This is a genomic window from Paraburkholderia piptadeniae, assembly GCF_900007165.1.
Taxonomy (GTDB): domain Bacteria; phylum Pseudomonadota; class Gammaproteobacteria; order Burkholderiales; family Burkholderiaceae; genus Paraburkholderia; species Paraburkholderia piptadeniae.
Window position 1 is genome coordinate 110,293 of record NZ_CYGY02000067.1, and the last position, 20,781, is coordinate 131,073.

Genomic DNA, 20,781 nt, shown 5'->3' on the forward strand with positions numbered 1-20,781 from the left:
CCACGCAACGGAAACCAGCACTACATCGGAGACATCGATATGGACATTCACGAGTATCAGGCCAAAGACCTGCTGGCTGGCTTCGGCGTGCCGATCCAGCGCGGCGCGGTCGCTTACACGCCGGATCAGGCCGTGTATTGCGCAACGGAACTCGGCGGCTGGCACTGGGCCGTCAAGGCGCAGATCCATTCGGGCGCGCGCGGCAAGGCGGGCGGCATCAAGCTCTGCGAGACCTATCACGACGTGCACGATGCGGCGACCGGCCTGTTCGGCAAGCATCTGGTGACGACGCAGACGGGACCGGAAGGCAAGGTCGTCGAGCGTGTGTACGTGGAAGTCGCGGAGAAATTCGAACGCGAGATCTATCTCGGCATCGTGCTCGACCGGAAAGCGGAACGCGTGCGCGTGATCGCCTCTGCACAGGGCGGCATGGATATCGAGGATATCGTGCGCACCAACCCGCAGGCCGTGCTCCAGACGGTGGTCGAGCCCGCCGTCGGCTTGCAGCCCTTTCAGGCCCGCGAAATCGCCTTCGGTCTGGGCCTGAGCATCAAGCAGGTGAGCCGCGCTGTCTCGACGATCATGGGCGCATACCGCGCGTTTCGCGATCTCGACGCGACGATGGTGGAGATCAACCCGCTCGTCGTGACGGCTGACGATCGCGTGATCGCCCTCGATGCGAAGATTTCCTTCGACGACAACGGGCTGTTCCGCCATCCTCATGTGGCCGAGATGCGCGATGCGACGCAGGAAGATCCGCGCGAAGCCGAAGCCGCCCAGTTCGGCCTGAACTACGTGGGGCTCGACGGCGATATCGGCTGCATCATCAACGGTGCCGGCCTCGCCATGGCCACCATGGACACGATCAAGTATGCGGGCGGCGAACCTGCCAACTTTCTCGACGTCGGCGGCGGCGCATCGCCCGAGCGCGTGGCGGCCGCATTTCGCCTCGTGCTGTCGGACCAGAACGTGTCGGCCGTCCTCGTCAACATCTTCGCCGGCATCAATCGCTGCGACTGGGTCGCCGAGGGCGTCGTGCAGGCGGCACGCGGCCTGAGGGTGCCGCTGGTCGTGCGACTGGCGGGGACGAACGTCGCGGAAGGACGACGCATCATCAAGGAAAGCGGGTTGCCCATCATCTCGGCGGAATCGCTGCTGGATGCGGCACAAAAGGCCGTCGAGGCATCCAAGGCGCACCGCGCGCGCCAGGCCGGCAATCACAGATAAGGAGAACAGACATGAGTATCCTGATCGACGAAACCACCCGCGTCATCGTGCAGGGCTTCACGGGCGACAAGGCCTCGTTCCACGCGAAGGAGATGATTGCCTACGGGACCAGCGTGGTCGGCGGCGTGACGCCCGGCAAGGGCGGCAAGCATCACCTCGAGCGCCCCGTATTCGACACCGTGAAAGAGGCCGTACGCGAAACGGGCGCGACCGCGAGCCTCGTGTTCGTGCCGCCGCCCTACTGCGCCGACGCCATCATGGAAGCCGCCGACGCGGGGCTGAAACTCGTCTGCGTGATCACCGACGGCATCCCGGCGCAGGACATGATGCGCGTCAAACGCTATCTGCTGCGCTATCCGAAGGAAACCCGCACGATGGTGGTCGGCCCGAACTGCGCGGGGATCATCAGCGCGGGACGCGCGATGCTCGGCATCATGCCGGGTCATATCTACCGGCGCGGCAATATCGGCATCGTGTCGCGTTCGGGCACGCTCGGTTACGAAGCCGCCGCGCAACTCAACGCGCTCGGCCTCGGTGTCACGACGAGCGTGGGCATCGGCGGCGACCCCATCAACGGCAGCTCATTCCTCGATCATCTGAAGCTGTTCGAACAGGACCCCGAGACGGAAGCCGTCGTGATGATCGGCGAGATCGGCGGCCCGCAGGAAGCGGAGGCCGCGAAGTGGGTCAGCGAGCATATGACGAAGCCCGTCGTCGGCTATGTGGCCGGTCTCACGGCACCGAAGGGCCGGCGCATGGGACACGCGGGCGCCATCATCTCGGCGGCAGGCGATAGCGCCGCCGAGAAAGCCGAAATCATGAAGTCCTACGGCCTCCCGGTTGCGCCGAGCGCGTCCGAGCTGGGTTCCACGGTTGCCTCTGTGCTCGAAGACAATGTCGCGCGCCGCGTTGCCTGACTGGGGCTACGGCATCGACACACAGCCCGACCCGCCGCGCGTCGAGGCTGTGCGCCCCCTCCATGCGGGCAGGCACGCCGCCGCCGACGGGCTGCACAAGCTCGCGGCCGCGTCGGCGTCGCTGCCCGCCCTCAGCGCGGACGACTATGAAGAAGCAGTGATCGATCTGCTGTCGGAGCTGTTGCGCGACATCGCGCACGCCCGTCAGCCCGAAGTCGAACGCACGTTGCGGGGAGAGTCCGCGCACGAATCGATGAGCGAGCTGATGCGCGAGCGAATGGACGACCGCACCGCCCGCGTCGTGCTGCGGCGCATGCTGCAAGCGCAAGGCATGTGGTTCCAGCTGCTCAGCATTGCCGAGCAAAGCACGGCGATGCGCCGGCGCCGCGAGATCGAGATCGAAGGCGGCTATGACCAGTTGCCCGATTCGTTTGCGCGCGTGATTGCCGAAGTCGCTGACGCCGGCGTTCCCGCTGCCGAAGTGCGCGACGCGCTGAGCCATCTGAAAGTTCGGCCCGTGCTGACGGCCCATCCGACGGAAGCGAAGCGGGTCACCGTGCTCGAAATCCACAGGCGCATCTACCGGCGCCTGATGGAACTCGAATCGCCGCGCTGGACGCCTCGCGAACGCACTGCGCTCGTCCTCGCGCTCAGAAACGATATCGAGCTGTTGTGGATGAGCGGCGAACTGCGGCTCGAAAAGCCCACTGTCGCACAGGAAGTCGCGTGGGGACTGCACTTTTTCGGCGAGACGCTGTTCGAAGCCGTGCCGCTGCTGTTCGACAAGCTGGAGAACGCGCTCGAGCGCCACTATCCGGGCGAGCGCTTCGACCTGCCGCGCTTTTTCCAGTTCGGTTCGTGGATAGGCGGAGACCGGGACGGCAATCCGTTCGTCGACGACAGCGTCACGCGCGCGACGCTGCATGAGAACAGGCTGGCGTGTCTGAAGCGCTATCGGCTGCGTCTCGTCGAACTGACGCAGATGCTGAGCATCACATCCGAAGCCTTGCCCGCGCCGGACAGCTTTCACGAAGCGCTTGCACGCGCATTGATGGCCAGCGGCGAACCCACGTCCATCGCGTCACGCAATCCGGGCGAACTGTTCCGTCAATACCTGACGTGCATCCTGCGGCGGCTCGATGCGACGCTCGCCAACGCGAGCCGTCCCGCCGACGGCGCTCCCGTTCAGGGCGGCTACACGAGCGCCGACGAACTGGCCGCCGACCTGCTCGTGATCGAGCAGACACTCCTCGCGACAGAAAGCGGGCAGCTGGCGCGGATGCTCATACGGCCATTGCGGCACGAAGTGGAGACGTTTCGCTTCAGCACCGTGCAGCTCGATCTGCGCCAGAACACGACTGTCATCGAGCAAGCCCTGCGTGCTTTGTGGCGCGCGACCTGCGGCACGTCCGGCGAGCCGCCCGCGAGCGACTCGCAAGAATGGAAAGCGTGGCTCTTGAGCGAACTGGGGCAAGCGTCGGACAGCGAAGCGGAACGGGAGCGCCGTTTTCTCGCGCTGCCGCCCGAGGCGGCACAGACGCTGCAGATTTTCCGCACGGTGCGCGAGATGCGTCAGCAGGTGGATCGCAATGCGTTCGGCGCGTTCATTCTCAGCATGACGCATCGTGCGAACGACGTGCTCGGCGTCTATCTGCTTGCGAAGGAAGCGGGACTCTTTTCCGACGCGGCGGGCACGGAAAGCTGCACGCTGCCCGTCGTGCCCTTGCTCGAAACCATCGACGATCTGCGCCGCGCGCCTGAAATCCTGCGCGAACTGCTGGCCGTGCCGATGGTCCGCCGCAGCATCCGCGCGCAGGGCGGCGTGCAGGAGATCATGATCGGTTATTCCGATTCGAACAAGGACGGCGGATTCTTCGCGAGCAACTGGGAGCTGTCGAAGGCGCAGACGAAGATCAAGCGGCTTGGCGACGAACTCGGCATTTCGATCGCGTTCTTCCATGGACGCGGCGGTTCCGTGAGCCGGGGCGGCATCCCTGCTGGCCGCGCGATTGCCGCGTTGCCCGCCGGCTCGGTCAACGGACGTTTTCGCGTAACCGAACAGGGCGAAGTGGTGTCGTTCAAATACGCGAATCGAGGCACCGCGCAGTATCACGTCGAGTTGCTGGCATCGAGCGTGCTCGAACATACGCTGAAGTCCGAGCGCGAGGAAGCGTTGCTGCCCAAGGGCGAATTCGATGAGGCGATGGAAGCGCTCTCCGGCGCGTCGCGAGCCGCGTACGCGAAGTTCATCGAGCAGCCGGGCGTGCTCGCGTATTTTCAGGCGGCGAGCCCGCTTGAAGAGCTGTCGATGCTCAACATGGGCTCGCGCCCTGCGCGCCGCTTCGGCGCAAAGAGCTTGCAGGATCTGCGCGCGATTCCGTGGGTGTTCGCATGGGCGCAGAACCGCCACGCGCTCACGGGCTGGTACGGCGTCGGCAGCGCGATCGAAGGCTTTCTCTCGGTGCGTCAGGAACGCGGACTCGATCTGCTGCGGCGGATGTTCGACGAATCGCGGCTGTTCCGGCTCGTCATCGACGAAGTCGAGAAGACGCTGGCCCAGGTGAACGTGGATATTGCGCGGGAATACGCGAGCCTCGTTCAGGATGAGCAGACCCGCGACACGCTCTTCAGGCAGATCGAGGCCGAATACCAGCTCACCGTGAAGATGGTGAAGACGGTCACGGGTTCGCCCGGACTGGGCGCGCGCTTTCCGAAGTTCACTGCCCGCCTGCAGCGCCGCCTGCCCGCGATCGATCTCATCAGCCGGCAGCAGATCGAACTGCTTCGCCTCTACCGCTCCGCAGAGACCGAACGGCAGCGGCGCGCGTATCAGGTGCCGCTGCTGCTGTCCATCAACTGCATCGCATCGGGTTTCGGCGCGACGGGCTGAACGTCCGTCGCCCGTCGTCGATACCCGCCATCCACAGGTTGCCTACAGGAGAACCCGCATGAGCTTCACTGTCATCGAGCAGGCCAAAGCGCGGTTGCATCGTTCGGAGCTGGCTGTCCCCGGCTCGAATACCGCGATGTTCGAAAAGGCTGCGCGCTCGGCCGCCGACATCGTCTTCCTCGACTGCGAAGACGCTGTCGCGCCGGACGACAAGGAACAGGCGCGCAAGAACATCATCGAAGGGCTCAACGAAATCGACTGGGGAACCAGGACGATGATGGTCCGCATCAACGGTCTCGATACGCATTACATGTATCGCGATGTCGTCGATATCGTCGAGGCTTGTCCGCGTCTCGACATGATCCTGATTCCGAAGGTCGGCGTGGCCGCGGACGTGTACGCCGTCGACATGCTCGTCACGCAGATCGAGGCCGCGCGCGGGCGCAGCAAACGCATCGGCTTCGAAGTGCTGATCGAGACCGCGCTCGGCATGGCGAACGTCGAGAGCATCGCGCAATCGAGCCGGCGTCTGGAGGCGATGTCGTTCGGCGTCGCGGACTATGCGGCATCGACGCGCGCGCGCACGACGGTGATCGGCGGCGTGAATCGCGACTACGGCGTGCTCACGGACAAGAACGAGCGCGGCGAGCGCGATTACTTCTGGAGCGATCAATGGCATGCCGCGCAAACGCGGATGATGGTCGCGTGCCGCGCGTATGGGCTGCGTCCCATCGACGGTCCGTTCGGCGATTTCAGCGATCCCGATGGCTACGATGCAGCCGCGCGCCGCGCTGCCGTGCTGGGCTATGAGGGCAAGTGGGCGATCCATCCGTCGCAGATCGAGTTCGCCAACCGCGTATTCACGCCCGCCGAAGCCGAAGTCACCAAGGCTCGCCGCATCATGGATGCGATGGCGCAAGCCGCAAAGGAAGGCAAAGGCGCCGTTTCGCTCGATGGGAGACTGATCGATGCCGCGAGTATCCGGATGGCCGAGGCGTTGCTCGCGACTGCGGACGCGATCGGCAATGACAGTAAGCGGTAGTCCGGAAAAGAAGCGGGCGGCCCGCGGGGCCGCCCCTCATACCTATGCGATGTCAGTTCAACGGTCAGCCGAAGGCCAGCGCCATCGCCTCACGTTCCTGACACAGATAGTCGCCATGCACCTGATTCCAGGTCGACAGAATGGCATCGGCAGCGCAATCCGCGTCATGCCCGGTGGTCGCCCACGCAATGACCGACAGGCGCATCACGGCACGTCCTTGCCACACTGCCGCACGCACATCGCCGACGCCCTGCGCCTGGATGCGCGCGATCGTGCGCAACGTCAGCTGGTCGGCAAGCGCGTCGTCGTAGGAGGAGCCGAAGCGCGCGATCACCTCGTTCGACTCGTTCTCGTTGACCAGCGCGACGCCGGGTCCCAACGCAAGCCGGCGCGCGATGCGGCATGACGGCGCAAGAGGCGCGGCGGTCTTAAGTGCCTTGTGTGTATCGTCAGTCATCCGAGACTCCCTGTCATCGTGAACGCTATAACCCATTCCCCCTCGCCTAGACGGCCGGCATCTGCCAGAAAGGCTGGGCTGGGTGAAACGCTTCTCCGTCGGCAAAACGTTCTGCCGAGCGCAGTGTGTTTTCGATCAACATCGTGACCGTCATCGGTCCGACGCCGCCTGGCACGGGCGTAATCCATGAAGCCCGCTCGCGCACCGGTTCGAAATCGACATCGCCGACGATGCGCCCATCCGGCATCCGGTTGATCCCGACGTCGATCACGATTGCGCCTTCCTTGACCATCTCGGCCTTGATGAGACCGGGCTTGCCCGCCGCGACGACGAGGATGTCGGCGTGTATCGTATGCTGCGCGAGGTCGCGCGTCTTCTTGTGACAGACGGTGACGGTCGCTTCCTTCTGGAGCAGCATCAGCGCCATCGGCTTGCCGACGATATTGCTCGCGCCGACCACCACGACGTGCTTTCCCGCCACGTCGATACCCGTCGTCTCCAGCAGAAGCTGGACGCCATAGGGCGTGCACGGTGGAAAAACGGAATTGCCGACCACCAGCGCACCGACGTTGTAGAGATGGAAACCGTCGACGTCCTTGTCGACAACGATGCTTTCCAGCACACGCCGTACGCTGATTTGCGGCGGCAACGGCAATTGCACGAGAATGCCGTGCGTGCCGCGCTCGACGTTGAGCGCGGCGATGCGATCGAGCAGTTCCGTCTCCCGGCAGTCCGCGTCGAAGCGATGCATGAACGAGCGCACGCCGCAATCCCCGCAGGCTTTTACCTTGTTCGCGACGTACAGCTCGGACGCGGGATTGTCGCCCACCAGAACCACGGCGAGACCAGGCACGACACCACGCGCGGACAGGGCCGCGACGCGCTCGCGAAAGCGAGCGCGCAGACGTCGCGCGAGATGCCGGCCGTCGATCAGTTGCGCTGTCATCGTGCGCCGTTCAAGCCAGGAATCCAGTTGGTCCCGGCGAGCGGCACGCGCGCCATCGCCGCCGCTTCGACCGTGAGCGCCACGAGGTCTTCCAGCTCCAGGTGGTGCACGTTCTGCTTGCCGCACGCGCGCGCGATCGTCGTCAGTTCCATGTTCAGCGTCTTCAGATAGTTCTTCAGACGCTTTGCACCGACCTCCGGCTTCAGACGCTCCTGCAGCACCGCGTCCTGTGTCGTGATGCCGACGGGGCACTTGCCCGTGTGGCAATGGTGGCAGAAACCCGGCGCGGTGCCGAGGTTCGCGTAGTCGTCGAGCGCATTCACATGCTGGCCGTTCTCGATATACGACGCGCTATTGCAGCCGAGCGACACCAGCACGCCCTGCCCGATGGCCACGGCATCGGCGCCCATTGCCAGCGCCTTCGCGACGTCGGCCCCGCTGCGGATGCCGCCCGAGATGATCAGCTGCACCTGGCCTTTCATGTTGAGGTCTTCGAGCGCATCGACGGCCTGGCGCAGCGCGGCGAGCGTCGGAATGCCGACGTTCTCGATGAAGCACGTCTGCGTCGCGGCCGTGCCGCCCTGCATGCCATCGACGACGATCACGTCCGCGCCCGCATGCACCGCGAGCTTGACGTCGTTGAATGTGCGGGTCGCGCCGACCTTCACATAGATGGGCGTCTGCCAGTCGGTCATCTCGCGCAGTTCGAGGATCTTGATCTGCAGATCGTCGGGACCCGTCCAGTCGGGATGACGCGATGCCGAACGCTGGTCGATGCCTTCCGGCAGCGTGCGCATCTTCGCCACGCGCGGCGAGATCTTCTGGCCGAGCAGCATGCCGCCGCCGCCGGGCTTGGCGCCCTGCCCGATCACGACCTCGATCGCATCAGCCTTGCGCACGTCGTCGGGATTGAAGCCATAGCGCGACGGCAGGCACTGGTAGACGAGCGTCTTCGAAGAGCGCCGCTCTTCGGGTGTCATGCCGCCGTCGCCCGTCGTCGTCGACGTGCCGACTTCCGTGGCGGCGCGGCCGAGCGACTCCTTCACGTTCGCCGACAGCGCGCCGAAACTCATCCCTGCGACTGTGATGGGAATGGCAAGCTCGATCGGCTTCTTCGCGAAGCGGGTGCCGAGCACCGTCTTGGTCACGCATTTTTCGCGGTATCCCTCCAGCGGATAGCGCGACAACGATGCGCCGAGAAACAGCAGGTCGTCGAAGTGCGGCACGCGTCGCTTCGCACCGAGGCCACGGATCTCGTACAGTCCGTGTGCCGCGGCATTCTGGATATAGTCGATCGTCTTGCGGTCGAAGCCCCAGGACTCTTCAGTGGCGAGGTGTTTCATGTGTACGGGCTTGATTTCCATGGCGGGGTCCCCGGTTCAATATTCCTGATTCGCGTCGGCATTCCAGTGATAAAGCGAGCGGGCCGACGCAATGCGCCTGAATTCCTTGGGATCGAACTCTGCGAAGGCGGGCCCCGCTGCGCGCAACAGTTGCGCAACGGCTTCCACATCCGCGCCCTGCATCGGCTCTTCGCGCGCGTCGGCACCCAGCGACTTGACCTTGCCGCGCACGTAGATCACCGCCTCATACAACGAGTCGCCGAGCGCGTCGCCTGCGTCGCCGCAGATCACGATGCGGCCCGCCTGGGCCATGAAGGCCGAGAAGCTGCCGACCGATCCCTTCACGACGATGTCCGCACCTTTCAGCGAAATTCCACACCGCAGGCCCGCATCGCCTTCGATGACGAGCAGCCCGCCGTGCGCCGATGCGCCCGCCGCATTCGAGGCGAAGCCCTTCACGTGCACGCGGCCGCTCATCATGTTCTCGGCCACGCCCGTACTGGCGCTGCCCGAGATCGTCACCTTCGCTTCCTTGTTCATGCCGGCCGCGTAGTAGCCTGCATGGCCGTCGATCTCCACTTCGATGGGCAGATCGAGCCCCACCGCGATGTTGTGCGCGCCGTCGGGATTCGAAATCAGCACTTTGCGCGTGCCCGCTTTCGCGGCCTCGCGGTGCAGGAATCCGTTCACGTCCGTCACCGAGCCGGACGCCAGGTCGAAGTTCACACTGTCCATACGTACATCTCCTCCGGAGCCGGTTCAAAGACGCGGGCATGCTTGATGTCGGGCAGATGCGCGAGCGAGCGGAACTCGGAAGCGATCGCGACGAGATCGTCAGTCTCGGCGACCACGGCCGGCTTGCAGGCGAACGGATCGCGGATCAGCGCGAGCTTTTCGGGCGTGCCCATCAGGAACGTGTAGAAGCCGTCGAGCTGCTCGAAGCCCTTTTGCAACGCGATTTCGAGGTCGTCACCTTCGCGCAGCCGGTATTCGAGGAAACGGCACGCGGCTTCCGTGTCGTTGTCCGTGTCGAAGCGGATGCCTTGCGGTTCGAGCATGCGCCGCACGCCGTTCGGATTCGACAGCGAACCGTTATGCACGAGGCAAAAGTCTTCGCCGGCCGTGAACGGATGCGCGCGATCGGGCGTCACGGCGGATTCCGTCGCCATCCGCGTATGGCCGACCAGATGCGTGCCCGTCAGCCCGCTGAACGCGTAACGGTCCGCGACCTGGCCCGGCGTGCCCGTGTCCTTGTACAGGTCGATCATGCGACCCGTCGACAGCACATGCAGTCCGGGATGTGTTTCGCGGATCCAGTGCTTGACCGTCTCGGGATCGGCGGCCACGCTCAGCACGGCGTGATTGTCCTTGGCCTGCACCGATGCTTTCGCGCCGAGGTGCTGGTTCAGTTCATGAACGAGTCCCTGCCAGTTGAAATCCGCGCCCTCTTCCGTCAGGCCCGAGTAGAGGCTGATCTTGCGCGTGCCGTCCGCGACGGGCTCCGTGAACACCGCAAGACCGGCCGAATCGGGGCCGCGCTCCGTCATGCCCAGCAGCATGGGCACCATCAATTCGCCGAGCCGCTCACGCAACTCCGGTTTCTTGACGAGTAGTCCGACAATTCCACACATCGTTATCTCCTCGCGCTCAATTTCAATAAAAAATCTGATGAGGGTTCTTCATCAGAAAAATTCGAGGTAAGCCTTTTGTTCCCAGTCCGACACATGGCGCATGTACTCGATCCACTCCATGTGCTTCAGACGGAGAAACTCGGCGCCCGCCGGTCCCAGCGCCTCGAGCATCAGTTCGTCGCGCTCCAGCGCATGCAAGGCGGCTTCGAGGTTCTGCGGCAGGATGCTGATGCCGTTCTCCTTGAGCTCCTGCGAGGACATCTCATAGAGGTTTGCATTGCACGGCTTGCCGGGCTCCAGCCGGTTCTCGACACCGTCGAGCCCTGCTGCGATCACGGCGGCCGTCGCGAGGTAGGCATTGCAGGCGGCATCCGGCAGGCGCAGTTCGATCCGGCCGCCAGGAATGCGAACCATCGACGAGCGGTTGTTGTCGCCATAGCTCACATACGCGGGCGCCCATGTCGCGCCCGTCAACGAACGCCCGACGACGAGACGCTTGTATGAATTCACCGTCGGCGCGCAGATCGCGGCGAGCGCCCCCGCGTGCTTGAGAATGCCTGCCGTCCAGTGGTACGCGAGCTTCGAAAGGCCGAGGCCGTTCTCGTCGTGATCGTCAGCGAACAGGTTCTTCTTGCCGTCGGAAATCGACATGTGCATGTGCATGCCGTTGCCGGGCCGGTTAGCGAAAGGCTTCGGCATGAACGAGCAGATCAGGCCCAGTTCGTTTGCGATCTCCGCTGCCGCCATCTTGAAGAAGACGTAGTGATCGCAAGACTTCAGGCAGTCGGTGTACGTGTAGTTGATTTCGAACTGGCCGTTCGCGTCTTCGTGATCGATCTGATAGACGTCGATACCCGCCTTGATCAACGCGTCCGTCAGCCGCTCAAGGAACTCGCGCGAACGCGAGAGGCCCTTGTAGTCGTAGCACGGCTTGTGCAGCGCGTCGGTGTGGTCGCACGGCACGATTGCGCCGTCGGGTCCTTTGCGCAGCAGCGAGAACTCGGGCTCGAGACCGGTATTCAGGATCCAGCCGTGATCCTCCAGACGGCGCACCTGCTTCTTCAGCGTCACACGGCTTTCGAACGGCCAGGGCTCGCGCTTCACGTGCCCGTCGCAGACGATGCGGGCATAACCCGGCTGCCAGGGCACGAGTTGCAAGGTGTCGACGTCGCCGACGGCCATGAAGTCGGGCCCTTGGGGATCGATGCCGAGCCCCCACACCGCGAACCCCGCGAAACCGGCGCCTGCTGTGAGAATGCTGTCGAGATGCGCCGCAGGCACGGACTTCGTCTTGGCGACGCCGTGAATGTCAACGAACTGCGCGAGGATGTATTTCACCTCGTTGTCTTTGAGAAACTTCCGGGCGTCTTCGGGGGTCATGTGAATGTCCTCAAACGTGATAAGTCCAGGGTTTCGGAAAACGCCGGCCCGTCCTTCGCGCCCGCGTCGACTACTACGGTCTGCTTACATCTGCTCGCTACCGGACTGCCAGCTGATCGATATCCGTGATCGCGGCAAGCCCTACAGGGCCGCCACCCAGCTCGGCGGCGATGCCCGAGAGGGTCTCCCACAGATACAAACCATACGTGCCGTCGGCCCATACCCGGTAGTAAGCCCTGCCTGCCCGCGCGCCCGGCATGACGGTGACGGCGACGCCCGCCATCGAAGTCAGCACGACCGGCCGGAATGCCAGATCGAGCGCGCCGAAATTGACATTGCAGGTTTGCAGCAGCAATTCGTGCACGGCTTCGCCGCACAGCACGAGCGCAACGTCCTGATGAAGCACGGGATACACGTGCACGGGCGTATCGAGATGCGCCATCCGTGCGGAGCTGCCATGCGTGAGACCGTCTTCGATCAGGTACTCGGAGACACCGAGCCGCAACACCACACCGCCGCCTGCAAGCGGTGCCCAGCTATTCGGCTGCGCCGGCACAGGGATGTCCTGCGCCTGCAGCCAGGCCGCCACGCCCTTGCCCTTGAAGCCAGTTCGAGCGAGATACGACACGTCGGCGATCCCGAGCGTGGCCGCGCGCATGCTGTCGGCGGCATCGACCTGTTCCTCGACGCGCATGTTCTCCCGCACGTTCCATTGCAGGCTGGTCGCCTTCCGTGCATCGCACACCGGGCTCATTCGAAGTGGCGCATTCATGCTGTCTCCTTCCTCGGTGCGGCAGTCTTTATCGTTACGGCGTCTTTCTGACGCTCGCTCTCAGGGTCGTAGAACGGAGTCGGCACGACAGTCGCGGGCAGCATCCGGCCATCGCTCAAACGGAACTTGATGCGTGTGCCGGGTTCGGCTTGCCCCGGCCGCACGAACGCAAGACCGATCGTTTTTTGCAGCGTCGCGCTCCACGCGACGCTCGTGACACGCCCCGCGATCTCGCCGCGTTCGATCACGAGATGGCACTCGCGCAGACCGGCATTGCGCACGCCTGCATCGAGCGCAAAGCCGACGAGTCGCTGTTTGGCGGGCAGCTTGTCGATGATCTGCAGGCTGCGCTTGCCGACGAAGAACGGCTTGTCCATCTTCACGGCCCATTCCATGCCGGCATCGCGCGGCGTCGTCAGGCCGTCGGTGTCCTGGCTGACGATCACGTGTCCCTTCTCGAGCCGCAGCAGACGCTGCGCTTCGACGCCGAATGCACGGATGCCGTGTTCCTTGCCCGCTTCGAGCAGCGCGCGCCAGAGCGCCGCGCCGTACTCGGCGGGAATATGGATTTCGTAGCCCCATTCGCCGACAAAGCCCACTCGCATCAGCCGTGCAGGCACGCGGTTCTGACCGAGCGCGACGCCCGTCACGCGCACGCCGAGATACGGGAACGCCGCCGACGACAGATCGAGGTCGACGAGCTTGCCGAGCACGGCTCGCGACAGGGGTCCCGCAAGGTTCACCGCTGCAAACGCGCCCGTCACGTTGACGATGCCGCAGTCGAGCTGCCAGATCGTATTGAGACGTGACAACTCGCGATAGATGGCGGCCGCCCCCGACGTCGTGGTCGTGAAGTAGAAGTGGTCGTCGGCGAGACGCGCGATCACGCCGTCGTCGATCACGACCCCTGACTCGTCGCACATCACCGCGTAGCGGGTCATGCCAGCCTTCAACCCCGCATACTTCGACACGTAGACGCGCTCGAGAAATTCGGCAGCCTGCGGTCCGCGCACTTCGATCTTGCCGAGCGTGCCGACGTCGATGATGCCCACGCCATTTCGCACGGCGAGCGACTCTTCTTCGATGCAGGTCGCGCGATCCTTGCCGGCGACGGCGTAGTACTCCGGCCGCTGCCACACGCCGGCCGGCATCCAAACTGCGTCGAGCAACTGGTGCTGTGCGTGCAGCGGCGTGCGCCGTTCGGGATTGAAGCCGCGCCCCGCGAGATGCGACATCGGCACGGGATGGAAGAACGGACGCGCCGTCGTCGTGCCGACCTCCTGAGGCTCTTTCCCAGTCAGCCGTGCGAGGATGCGCAAGCCATTCATGTTCGAATGCTTGCCCTGGCTCGGTCCCATGCCGTTGGTCGAGAAGCGCTTCAACAGTTCGATGTTGTCGAAGCCTTCCTGCACCGCGTTTTCGAAGTCCTTCAGTTGCAGGTCTTCGTCGAAATCGACAAAGTTCTTGCCGGACGTATGCCCGACGATCGGCCACGGATGCGACGGCGACTCCCATTCCGCGAGACGCAGCTGCGCCGCGCCATCTGCCTCGCCGTCGCCGAGGCCGCAGTGCACGGCGGCCTGCATGCCCGCGCGCGCGCCGTCGCGCAGCTTGCTATCGAGCGTGTACACACCGTTGACCCGGCCGCATGCGAAGACGCCTGGCGGCAATTGATCGGGCACGAACTGCTCGACATCGTGATCGAAGCGCATCTTCGTGCCCGCCTGGTACAGCAGGTTCGCGGCGGGCGCCCAGCCGACGCTCATCAGCAGCGTGTCGCATTCGATCAGGCGCGTCGTCGTCGTCGAATAGCGCACGCCGCCTTGCGTCGAGAACGCACCGACGCGCACGCCCGTTAGCCGCCCGTCCGATTTGTCCGCCACCGCCTCGACCACACAGCTCGAAGCGAACACATCGACGCCCTTCGACCTGAGATCGCGCTCGAGATCCTCGCTCTTATGCGATGCGCGCAGGTCCACGACGGCAACGACTTCGATGCCCCGCGCGAGCATGTCGAGCGCCGCGCGATAGCCGTCGGAGTTCGCCGCCAGCACGACGGCCCGCTTGCCGGGCGCGACCGCGTAACGATAGACGAGCCGCTGCGCCGCCGAAGCGAGCATCACGCCGGGCACGTCGTTGTTGCGAAACACGGCGGGCTGCTCGAACGCGCCACTCGCGACGATCACCGCTTTTGCGCGCATCTTCGTGATACGTGTCGCCTCCACGAGCGGCACCCACAGGTCGGCGTAATAGGCCGCTGCGAGCGTGCCCGTCATCACGCGGATGCGCGGATGGCCGAGCACGGTCGTCTCCAGTTCGCGGACCGTGTCGAAGCGCTTGTCGTCGCCGCCGAGCTGATAACCGCCGCTACCGCCGACGCGCGCGTTCTCGTCGACGATGACGACATCCGCGCCTTCCTCCGCCGCCGCCAGCGCCGCCGAAATACCCGATGGCCCGGCGCCGATCACGAGCACGTCGCAAAAGCCATAGCGCTTCGGCGTGCGGATATGCGGCGCATTGAAGTCGACTGTGCCGAGGCCCGTCATCGTGCGGAACATGCGTTCCCAGCGCGGGAACCAGCGCTTGCTATGAAAAGCCTTGTAGTAGAAACCGACGGGCAGGAACGCAGCGAGCTTGCCGACGATCCGGGCGCGATCCGCTTCCACGCCGCCGAACGTATTGACGGAATGCCAGTTGCCGCCGGGCGTCAACGCCGTCACGTCGGCGCGCACGTTCAGACGCGCGCCGTCCTGAAGCATCACGTTGACATCGTGATTAGCGAGCGACAGCACGCCGCGCGGCCGGTGATACTTGAAGCTGCGGCCAAGCACGCGCACGCCCGAAGCCCACAATGCACTCGTAATCGAGTCGCCGGCAAGGCCGCTGTGGTGCTTGCCTTCGTAAGAGAAATCGACGCGCGTATTGCGCTCGATCCATTCGCCGCGGTGAGGAGTCAGACGCATTCAGGCCTCCTCGCCGGCAAGCCACGTGCGCAGCACGAGATCTTTCGCGGTATCGCGCTGGGCGATGAACCATGTGTTGCTTGGCGTGTGGCACCACCATTCCTGCTTCACGCCCGCTGCGCCGTTGCGGCAAAACACATAGTCGGCCCATTGCGCATCGCTCGAGTCCATCGGGTCGGGCATCGGGCGAATCTCGCCCCAGTATGCGAATTCCGACACCGGGCGCGCGCCATTCACCGGACAGGTCATGATCTTCATCGTCATTCTCCAGGTCAGTGGCCAACGGAGGCCGCACCCTTTTCGCCCGTCAGCGAGAAGCGGCGGAACCGGTCGAGCGAGAAGCCCTCGATCAGCGGATGGGTGGCATCGTTCGCAACCGTGTGGGACATCGTCTTGCCGCACACGGGCGTGGCCTTGAAGCCCCAGGTGCCCCAGCCCGCATCCAGATAAAAGCCTTCGACGGGCGTCTTGCCCATGATCGGGGCGAAGTCGGGCGTCATGTCGGCCATGCCTGCCCATTGACGCATCACCTTCGCCTGCGACAGGAACGGGAACATTTCGAGCATGTGCGCCGTGAGCCCTTCGACGAAGTCGAGCGTGGAGCGGGTCGAGTGCAACTCGTACGGATCGAGCGAAGCACCCATCACGAGTTCGCCCCGCGCCGACTGGCTGATGTAGACGTGCAGACTGCCCGATACGAGGATGGGATCGAGCCACGGCTTGAGCGGCTCGCTCACCATCGCCTGAAGCGGATGGATGAAGATGGGTGTGCGCACACCGACCATGTCCGTCATTCGAGGCGTCGAGCCTGCAACGGCGCACAGCACCTTGTTCGTCGAGATATAGCCGCGCGAGGTCTTCACGCCCTTGACCTTGCCGCCCACCACGTCGATGCCAAGCACTTCCGTCTGCTGATGGATCTCGACGCCGCGCTGGTCCGCGCCCCGCCCGTAACCCCAGGCGACAGCATCGTGCCGCGCGACGGCACCCGGTGCGTGATACAGCGCGCCCATGATCGGCGCGACGCCGCCGCACGAGATGTCGATCATCGGCGCCGCCTTCTTCACCTCGTCCGGGCCGACAACTTCGGAGTCCACTCCGTAGTGCTTGTTGACCTCGGCGCGCCAGCGCATCGTGCGCATCGCCGAATCGGTATGGGCCAGCGTGTAGTGGCCGCGCGTCGAATAGAACAGGTTGAGGTCGAAGTCCTGCGACAGGTCTTGCCACAGCTTCACCGACTCGTCGTAGAACTTCACGCCTTCGGGCGTCAGATAGTTCGAGCGGATGATCGTGGTGTTACGCCCGGTATTACCTCCTCCGATATACCCCTTCTCCAGCACGGCCACATTCGTGATGCCGTGCTCCTTCGCGAGATAGTAGGCAGACGCGAGACCGTGGCCGCCCGCGCCGATGATCACAACGTCATATGAACGACGCAAAGTGTCGTGTCTCGTGAACATCCTCGGTTCGGGATGTTTCTTCGAGAGAGCGAAGCGGACGAGACGCCATGGCATAAAACGCTCCTTTGTGCTGCCCCGCCTGGGGGCGGCTCTACGACCTGTTCGATGGGGAATCGGCCGCGTGCTTATCGCAGCACGATGGTCTTGTTGCCGTGGATCAGCACGCGATCCTCGATGTGATAACGCAAGCCTCGCGCCAACACAGCCTTCTCGATGTCGCGCCCAAGACGCACGAGGTCATCCGGCCGGTCCGAGTGACGCACGCGAATGACGTCCTGCTCGATGATCGGCCCCTGGTCGAGCTCTTCCGTCACGTAGTGGCAGGTGGCGCCCGTCAGCTTCACGCCGCGTCCGTATGCCTGGTGATAAGGCTTCGCGCCAACGAAGCTCGGCAGGAATGAGTGGTGGATGTTGATGATTCGCCCCGGATACGCCGCGCACAGCTTCGGCGACAGAACCTGCATATAGCGCGCGAGCACCATCGTGTCGGCGCGCGCATCCTCGAACAGGCGCTGCACCTCGTCGTAGGCCTGCGCCTTGTTGTCGGGCGTGACGGGCACATGATGGAACGGAATGCCGTGCCATTCGACGAAGCTGCGCCATGTGTCGTGGTTCGAGATCACGCACGGAATCTCGATGTCCAGTTCGCCCGCTTTCCAGCGCGCAAGCAGATCGTAGAGACAGTGCTCCAGCTTCGACACGAGTATCACAACCCGCTTCCTGACCGAGTTGTCAGAGATCTTCCAGTCCATCGCGAACTCTTTCGCGATGTGGGCGAAGCGCTCGCGAAACCCATCGACACCGAATGGCAGCGAGTCCGCTGTGATCTCGTGGCGCATGAAAAAGCGCTTCTCGATTTCGTCCGCGTGATGGGTGGCCTCGATGATCCACGCGCGATGCTCGGCAAGGAACGTACTTACAGCAGACACGATCCCGATGCGATCGGGGCAGGAAAGGGTAAGCGTAAAACGGTGCGTATTGGAGGACATGGTGTGGGTCGATTCGAAGAGGAATCATTGAGCACAACAGTAGCCAGGCGATATTCGCATGTCAACGCCAATCAACTTTTTTTCCTGTCAGGAAACACCCGTACATCTTGTGTATTTGTTCTGTACCCACACGGGGGTATCGCCGGGCGCATATCACCCGATCGCACGCGAGATGGCCGTGCGCCCGGCCGGAACACATCTGTATTCCGAACTAAGCCACACGTGGAAAGGCGGAGGAAAGAGGCGCAGCCGTCCGTCCCGACGCGACGGCTGCAAGGCGGTTAGAGAAGGCAAGCCGGCGCGCATCGATGCGCGCGCAGCGATCGCCTCGTCGGTCAGACGGGCGAAGATCGATCAGGTGTCCAGTTCCGGCGACTGGCCATACATGATCACGGTGATGAACCGGATGGGTAGCTTGATGAGACGCTCAGGGCCATGTGCGACGGAGCCGCGAAAGGTCAGCGCGTCGCCGGGCTGAAGCAGATAGCTGCGATTGCCGTGGCGATATTCCATCTTGCCTTGCAGCATATAGATGAACTCTGTACCGGGATGCTCGAAGGTTGGAAACACTTCGGCTTCGTCGTCCATCGTGATGAGAAACGGCTCGAACAGCTTGACGGGGCCTTGATCGTAGGCGAGCAGATGGTACGTGTGCCCCTTGGTGGTACCGCGCCTCACCACCTCCATGCCCTTTCCCGCTTTCACATGCTGCGCGTTGCCCTCGCGATGCTCGAAGTTCTTGAAAAGCGCTGAGATCGAAATGCCCAGTGCACGCGCAATGCTCACGATCGAATCGAGACTGGTCGACACCTGCCCATTCTCGATCTTCGACACCATGCTTCGCGACAGGCCGCTTTGCTCCGCCAGGTCGGCGATCGTCAGCCCCTGATTCGTACGGTACTCTTTGACAACCTTGCCCAGGAATGACTCAATCGACCTTCCATCGCCAGGATCTTCGAGTTGACTGGTGGGAAGATCGGCATTTGTCTCGCTCTTCATCGCTTGGCTCTACACGTGACTATCGGCAATCGGGTATGCGGCACGACCCTTTCCGGGCGTCCGCAGTGCGAATAGTACCAGTGGCCGGCGACGATGAGGACAAGCCGATCGAATGCAGTCAATGCGGCGAATTCAAGCGCGCGGCGGATTGCGACGCGCCAGGTGCTCGTGATGCCACACTACCGCCTCAACCCTGGAATGCAGGTCGAGTTTGTGCAGCAGGTGCTTGACGTGCACTTTGACAGTACCGACGCTGATATCGAGCTTGCGCGCAATTTCCTTGTTGCACATACCTTCGACGAGAAAGTCGAGCACCTCCTGCTCCCGCGCGGAGAGGCCCGTCTCGTTGGCAGGCAGAGGTTGCCCCGCGGACAGCGCGTGAAACAGCTTGCCCGTGACCGACTCGCTGAGCACAGCCGTTCCTTGCAGCGCCTTCTGCAAGTTCATGCATAGCTCTTCGGGCTCCATGTCCTTGAGCAGATAGCCGCTCGCGCCCGCGCGCAGCGCAGCTACGACGTCGCGTTCGTTGTCCGAGACCGTCAACATGAGAAAGCGCGAATCGACGCCTTGCTGCCTCATCATTTCGAGCGTCTCGATTCCGCTCATTTCCGGCATGTTGAGGTCGATCAGGATCACGTCCGGCTTGAGCCGAACCGCGAGGTCGACGCCTACGCGTCCTGAGGACGCTTCGCCAACCACGCGAAATGCAGGGTTCATCTGAATGAGTTGCGCGACACCTTTGCGAAACAGCGCATGATCGTCGATCAGCAGTACGGTATTGACAGGCTCCACGTCCTATTCCTCATACCTGAATTAGCACAAGCGCCGCACATGATTTTGCCGTGTGCCCCATCACTTTCATCATAGGTCAAACCCGAGGATGCCACGCGTCACGCGGCTTGCGGGCAAGTCATCGCCGGGCGCTCGCGCTGGGGCGGGAAAACGCGCCAGGAGCCATCGTCATGCCGGAAAAAAACAATGGCCACGGAACACGCCGGCTGCGCGACCTCGACACAGACATAGCGCCTGTTGCCATCTCGCGTGCGACTGAACCGGGTCACGCGAACGGGTGTTGTCGACGTTGGCGCCAGCCATTTCTCGACGAGATCGCGTAAAGAGTGTGGGTATGTATTCACGATCTCTGCCTTATTGCCCGTTCATGATTGGTGTTTCGCTCATGCCCATCGCAGCCAACCCAGCGGCGTTCAAGCTGCCGCCTTTAGCTGGCAGGCCGATAGACCAAAATGCCGCGCGATCGACTGAAGCCGCTCGCGCCACTCCCATTTCCCGAACACGTCGTGCACGTTCTGGAGACAACTGAGCAATTCGATCGTCGCCGGGTCGTAGACGTTGATGTGCGCGCGAAGCAGCGCTTTCCTGAGCGCCGCGACACCGACGTCCATATACGCAGGTATCGCGTCCGTTGATTGTTTGCCGATAAAGCGGACTGGCACTCCTTCCATTGCAGTCATGTAATCGCGAGGCTTGATGAAGCTCCCGACGGGACACCCTCCGCAATAACCGCGATATGCACCACCGCCATGTGGCAGCAGGGCCGCCTGGCCCTGGCAGAAGAGGTGCGCGACTGCCCGGTCGAAGATCTGCTGATGGGTCAGAAACTTCCGGCTTTCCATGATGCTGCTCCGCTGCAAGGTTTCGGTGGTTCGTGTCTGTAGTATGCCCCGTCAACAGCGCCTTGCAATCCGCCAGAGGGAGTTCCCTCTCCGGGGGTATTCGGAGCAATCGAGGGAAGAGGTTCGGGCAG

19 protein-coding genes are annotated in these 20,781 nt (G+C 63.5%); 4 read left to right on the forward strand and 15 right to left on the reverse strand.

Going from position 1 to position 20,781, the window contains the following annotated elements; all coding sequences use genetic code 11:
• Positions 1-39 precede the first annotated feature (39 nt).
• The 4 genes from BN2476_RS32310 to BN2476_RS32325 are packed head-to-tail and all read left to right on the forward strand — an operon-like array spanning position 40 to position 6,076.
• Positions 40-1,227, forward strand: coding sequence for a malate--CoA ligase subunit beta (locus BN2476_RS32310; RefSeq protein ID WP_087738258.1), 1,188 nt, complete (start codon positions 40-42; stop codon positions 1,225-1,227).
• A gap of 11 nt (positions 1,228-1,238) precedes the next feature.
• The gene (gene sucD, locus BN2476_RS32315; RefSeq protein ID WP_087738259.1) at positions 1,239-2,144 is read left to right on the forward strand and encodes a succinate--CoA ligase subunit alpha; all 906 of its coding nucleotides are present in this window, start codon (positions 1,239-1,241) and stop codon (positions 2,142-2,144) included.
• Positions 2,122-5,034: a phosphoenolpyruvate carboxylase gene (locus tag BN2476_RS32320; RefSeq protein WP_087738260.1), complete on the forward strand. Its 2,913-nt coding sequence runs from the start codon at positions 2,122-2,124 to the stop codon at positions 5,032-5,034. The genes sucD and BN2476_RS32320 overlap by 23 nt, the downstream gene beginning before the upstream one ends.
• A gap of 58 nt (positions 5,035-5,092) precedes the next feature.
• Positions 5,093-6,076, forward strand: coding sequence for an HpcH/HpaI aldolase/citrate lyase family protein (locus BN2476_RS32325; protein WP_087738261.1), 984 nt, complete (start codon positions 5,093-5,095; stop codon positions 6,074-6,076).
• Between the two features lie 64 nt (positions 6,077-6,140).
• On the opposite strand, the gene BN2476_RS32330 is transcribed toward BN2476_RS32325, so the two are convergent.
• From BN2476_RS32330 to BN2476_RS32400, 15 genes are all read right to left on the reverse strand, one after another.
• Positions 6,141-6,533 carry a hypothetical protein gene (locus BN2476_RS32330; protein WP_235851057.1) on the reverse strand — a complete coding sequence of 131 codons (393 nt, stop codon included), beginning with the start codon at positions 6,531-6,533 and terminating at the stop codon, positions 6,141-6,143.
• A 46-nt stretch (positions 6,534-6,579) separates the two neighbouring features.
• Positions 6,580-7,479 (reverse strand): bifunctional methylenetetrahydrofolate dehydrogenase/methenyltetrahydrofolate cyclohydrolase FolD, encoded by a 900-nt coding sequence (gene folD / locus BN2476_RS32335; RefSeq protein WP_087738262.1) that lies wholly within the window; start codon positions 7,477-7,479, stop codon positions 6,580-6,582.
• Positions 7,476-8,843 (reverse strand): FMN-binding glutamate synthase family protein, encoded by a 1,368-nt coding sequence (locus BN2476_RS32340; protein ID WP_087738263.1) that lies wholly within the window; start codon positions 8,841-8,843, stop codon positions 7,476-7,478. Before BN2476_RS32340 ends, folD begins: the two co-directional genes overlap by 4 nt.
• A 15-nt stretch (positions 8,844-8,858) precedes the next feature.
• A complete protein-coding gene (locus tag BN2476_RS32345; protein ID WP_087738264.1) occupies positions 8,859-9,557 on the reverse strand; it encodes a GltB/FmdC/FwdC-like GXGXG domain-containing protein in 699 nt (232 codons plus the stop codon).
• Positions 9,545-10,453 (reverse strand): class II glutamine amidotransferase domain-containing protein, encoded by a 909-nt coding sequence (locus tag BN2476_RS32350; protein WP_087738265.1) that lies wholly within the window; start codon positions 10,451-10,453, stop codon positions 9,545-9,547. Before BN2476_RS32350 ends, BN2476_RS32345 begins: the two co-directional genes overlap by 13 nt.
• A 51-nt stretch (positions 10,454-10,504) precedes the next feature.
• Positions 10,505-11,833 carry a type III glutamate--ammonia ligase gene (gene glnT, locus BN2476_RS32355; RefSeq protein WP_087738266.1) on the reverse strand — a complete coding sequence of 443 codons (1,329 nt, stop codon included), beginning with the start codon at positions 11,831-11,833 and terminating at the stop codon, positions 10,505-10,507.
• A 97-nt stretch (positions 11,834-11,930) separates the two neighbouring features.
• The gene (locus BN2476_RS32360; RefSeq protein ID WP_087738267.1) at positions 11,931-12,605 is read right to left on the reverse strand and encodes an aminomethyltransferase family protein; all 675 of its coding nucleotides are present in this window, start codon (positions 12,603-12,605) and stop codon (positions 11,931-11,933) included.
• Complete coding sequence (locus tag BN2476_RS32365) at positions 12,602-15,568, reverse strand: glycine cleavage T C-terminal barrel domain-containing protein (protein ID WP_087738268.1); 2,967 nt, start codon at positions 15,566-15,568, stop codon at positions 12,602-12,604. Before BN2476_RS32365 ends, BN2476_RS32360 begins: the two co-directional genes overlap by 4 nt.
• On the reverse strand, positions 15,569-15,826 hold the full coding sequence (locus BN2476_RS32370) for a sarcosine oxidase subunit delta (protein ID WP_087738316.1): 258 nt from the start codon (positions 15,824-15,826) through the stop codon (positions 15,569-15,571).
• Positions 15,827-15,840: 14 nt separating this feature from the next.
• Complete coding sequence (locus BN2476_RS32375; protein ID WP_235851058.1) at positions 15,841-17,007, reverse strand: FAD-dependent oxidoreductase; 1,167 nt, start codon at positions 17,005-17,007, stop codon at positions 15,841-15,843.
• A 146-nt stretch (positions 17,008-17,153) separates the two neighbouring features.
• Positions 17,154-18,017, reverse strand: coding sequence for a formyltetrahydrofolate deformylase (gene purU / locus BN2476_RS32380; RefSeq protein WP_087738270.1), 864 nt, complete (start codon positions 18,015-18,017; stop codon positions 17,154-17,156).
• A gap of 354 nt (positions 18,018-18,371) precedes the next feature.
• A complete protein-coding gene (locus BN2476_RS32385) occupies positions 18,372-19,016 on the reverse strand; it encodes a helix-turn-helix domain-containing protein (protein ID WP_087738271.1) in 645 nt (214 codons plus the stop codon).
• A 132-nt stretch (positions 19,017-19,148) separates the two neighbouring features.
• On the reverse strand, positions 19,149-19,808 hold the full coding sequence (gene narL, locus BN2476_RS32390; protein ID WP_087738272.1) for a two-component system response regulator NarL: 660 nt from the start codon (positions 19,806-19,808) through the stop codon (positions 19,149-19,151).
• A gap of 98 nt (positions 19,809-19,906) precedes the next feature.
• Entirely contained in the window at positions 19,907-20,152 is a 246-nt protein-coding gene (locus tag BN2476_RS48670; RefSeq protein WP_087738273.1) for a hypothetical protein, read from the reverse strand.
• Between the two features lie 69 nt (positions 20,153-20,221).
• Positions 20,222-20,650: a hypothetical protein gene (locus BN2476_RS32400; protein ID WP_087738274.1), complete on the reverse strand. Its 429-nt coding sequence runs from the start codon at positions 20,648-20,650 to the stop codon at positions 20,222-20,224.
• Between the last annotated feature and the right edge of the window lie 131 nt (positions 20,651-20,781).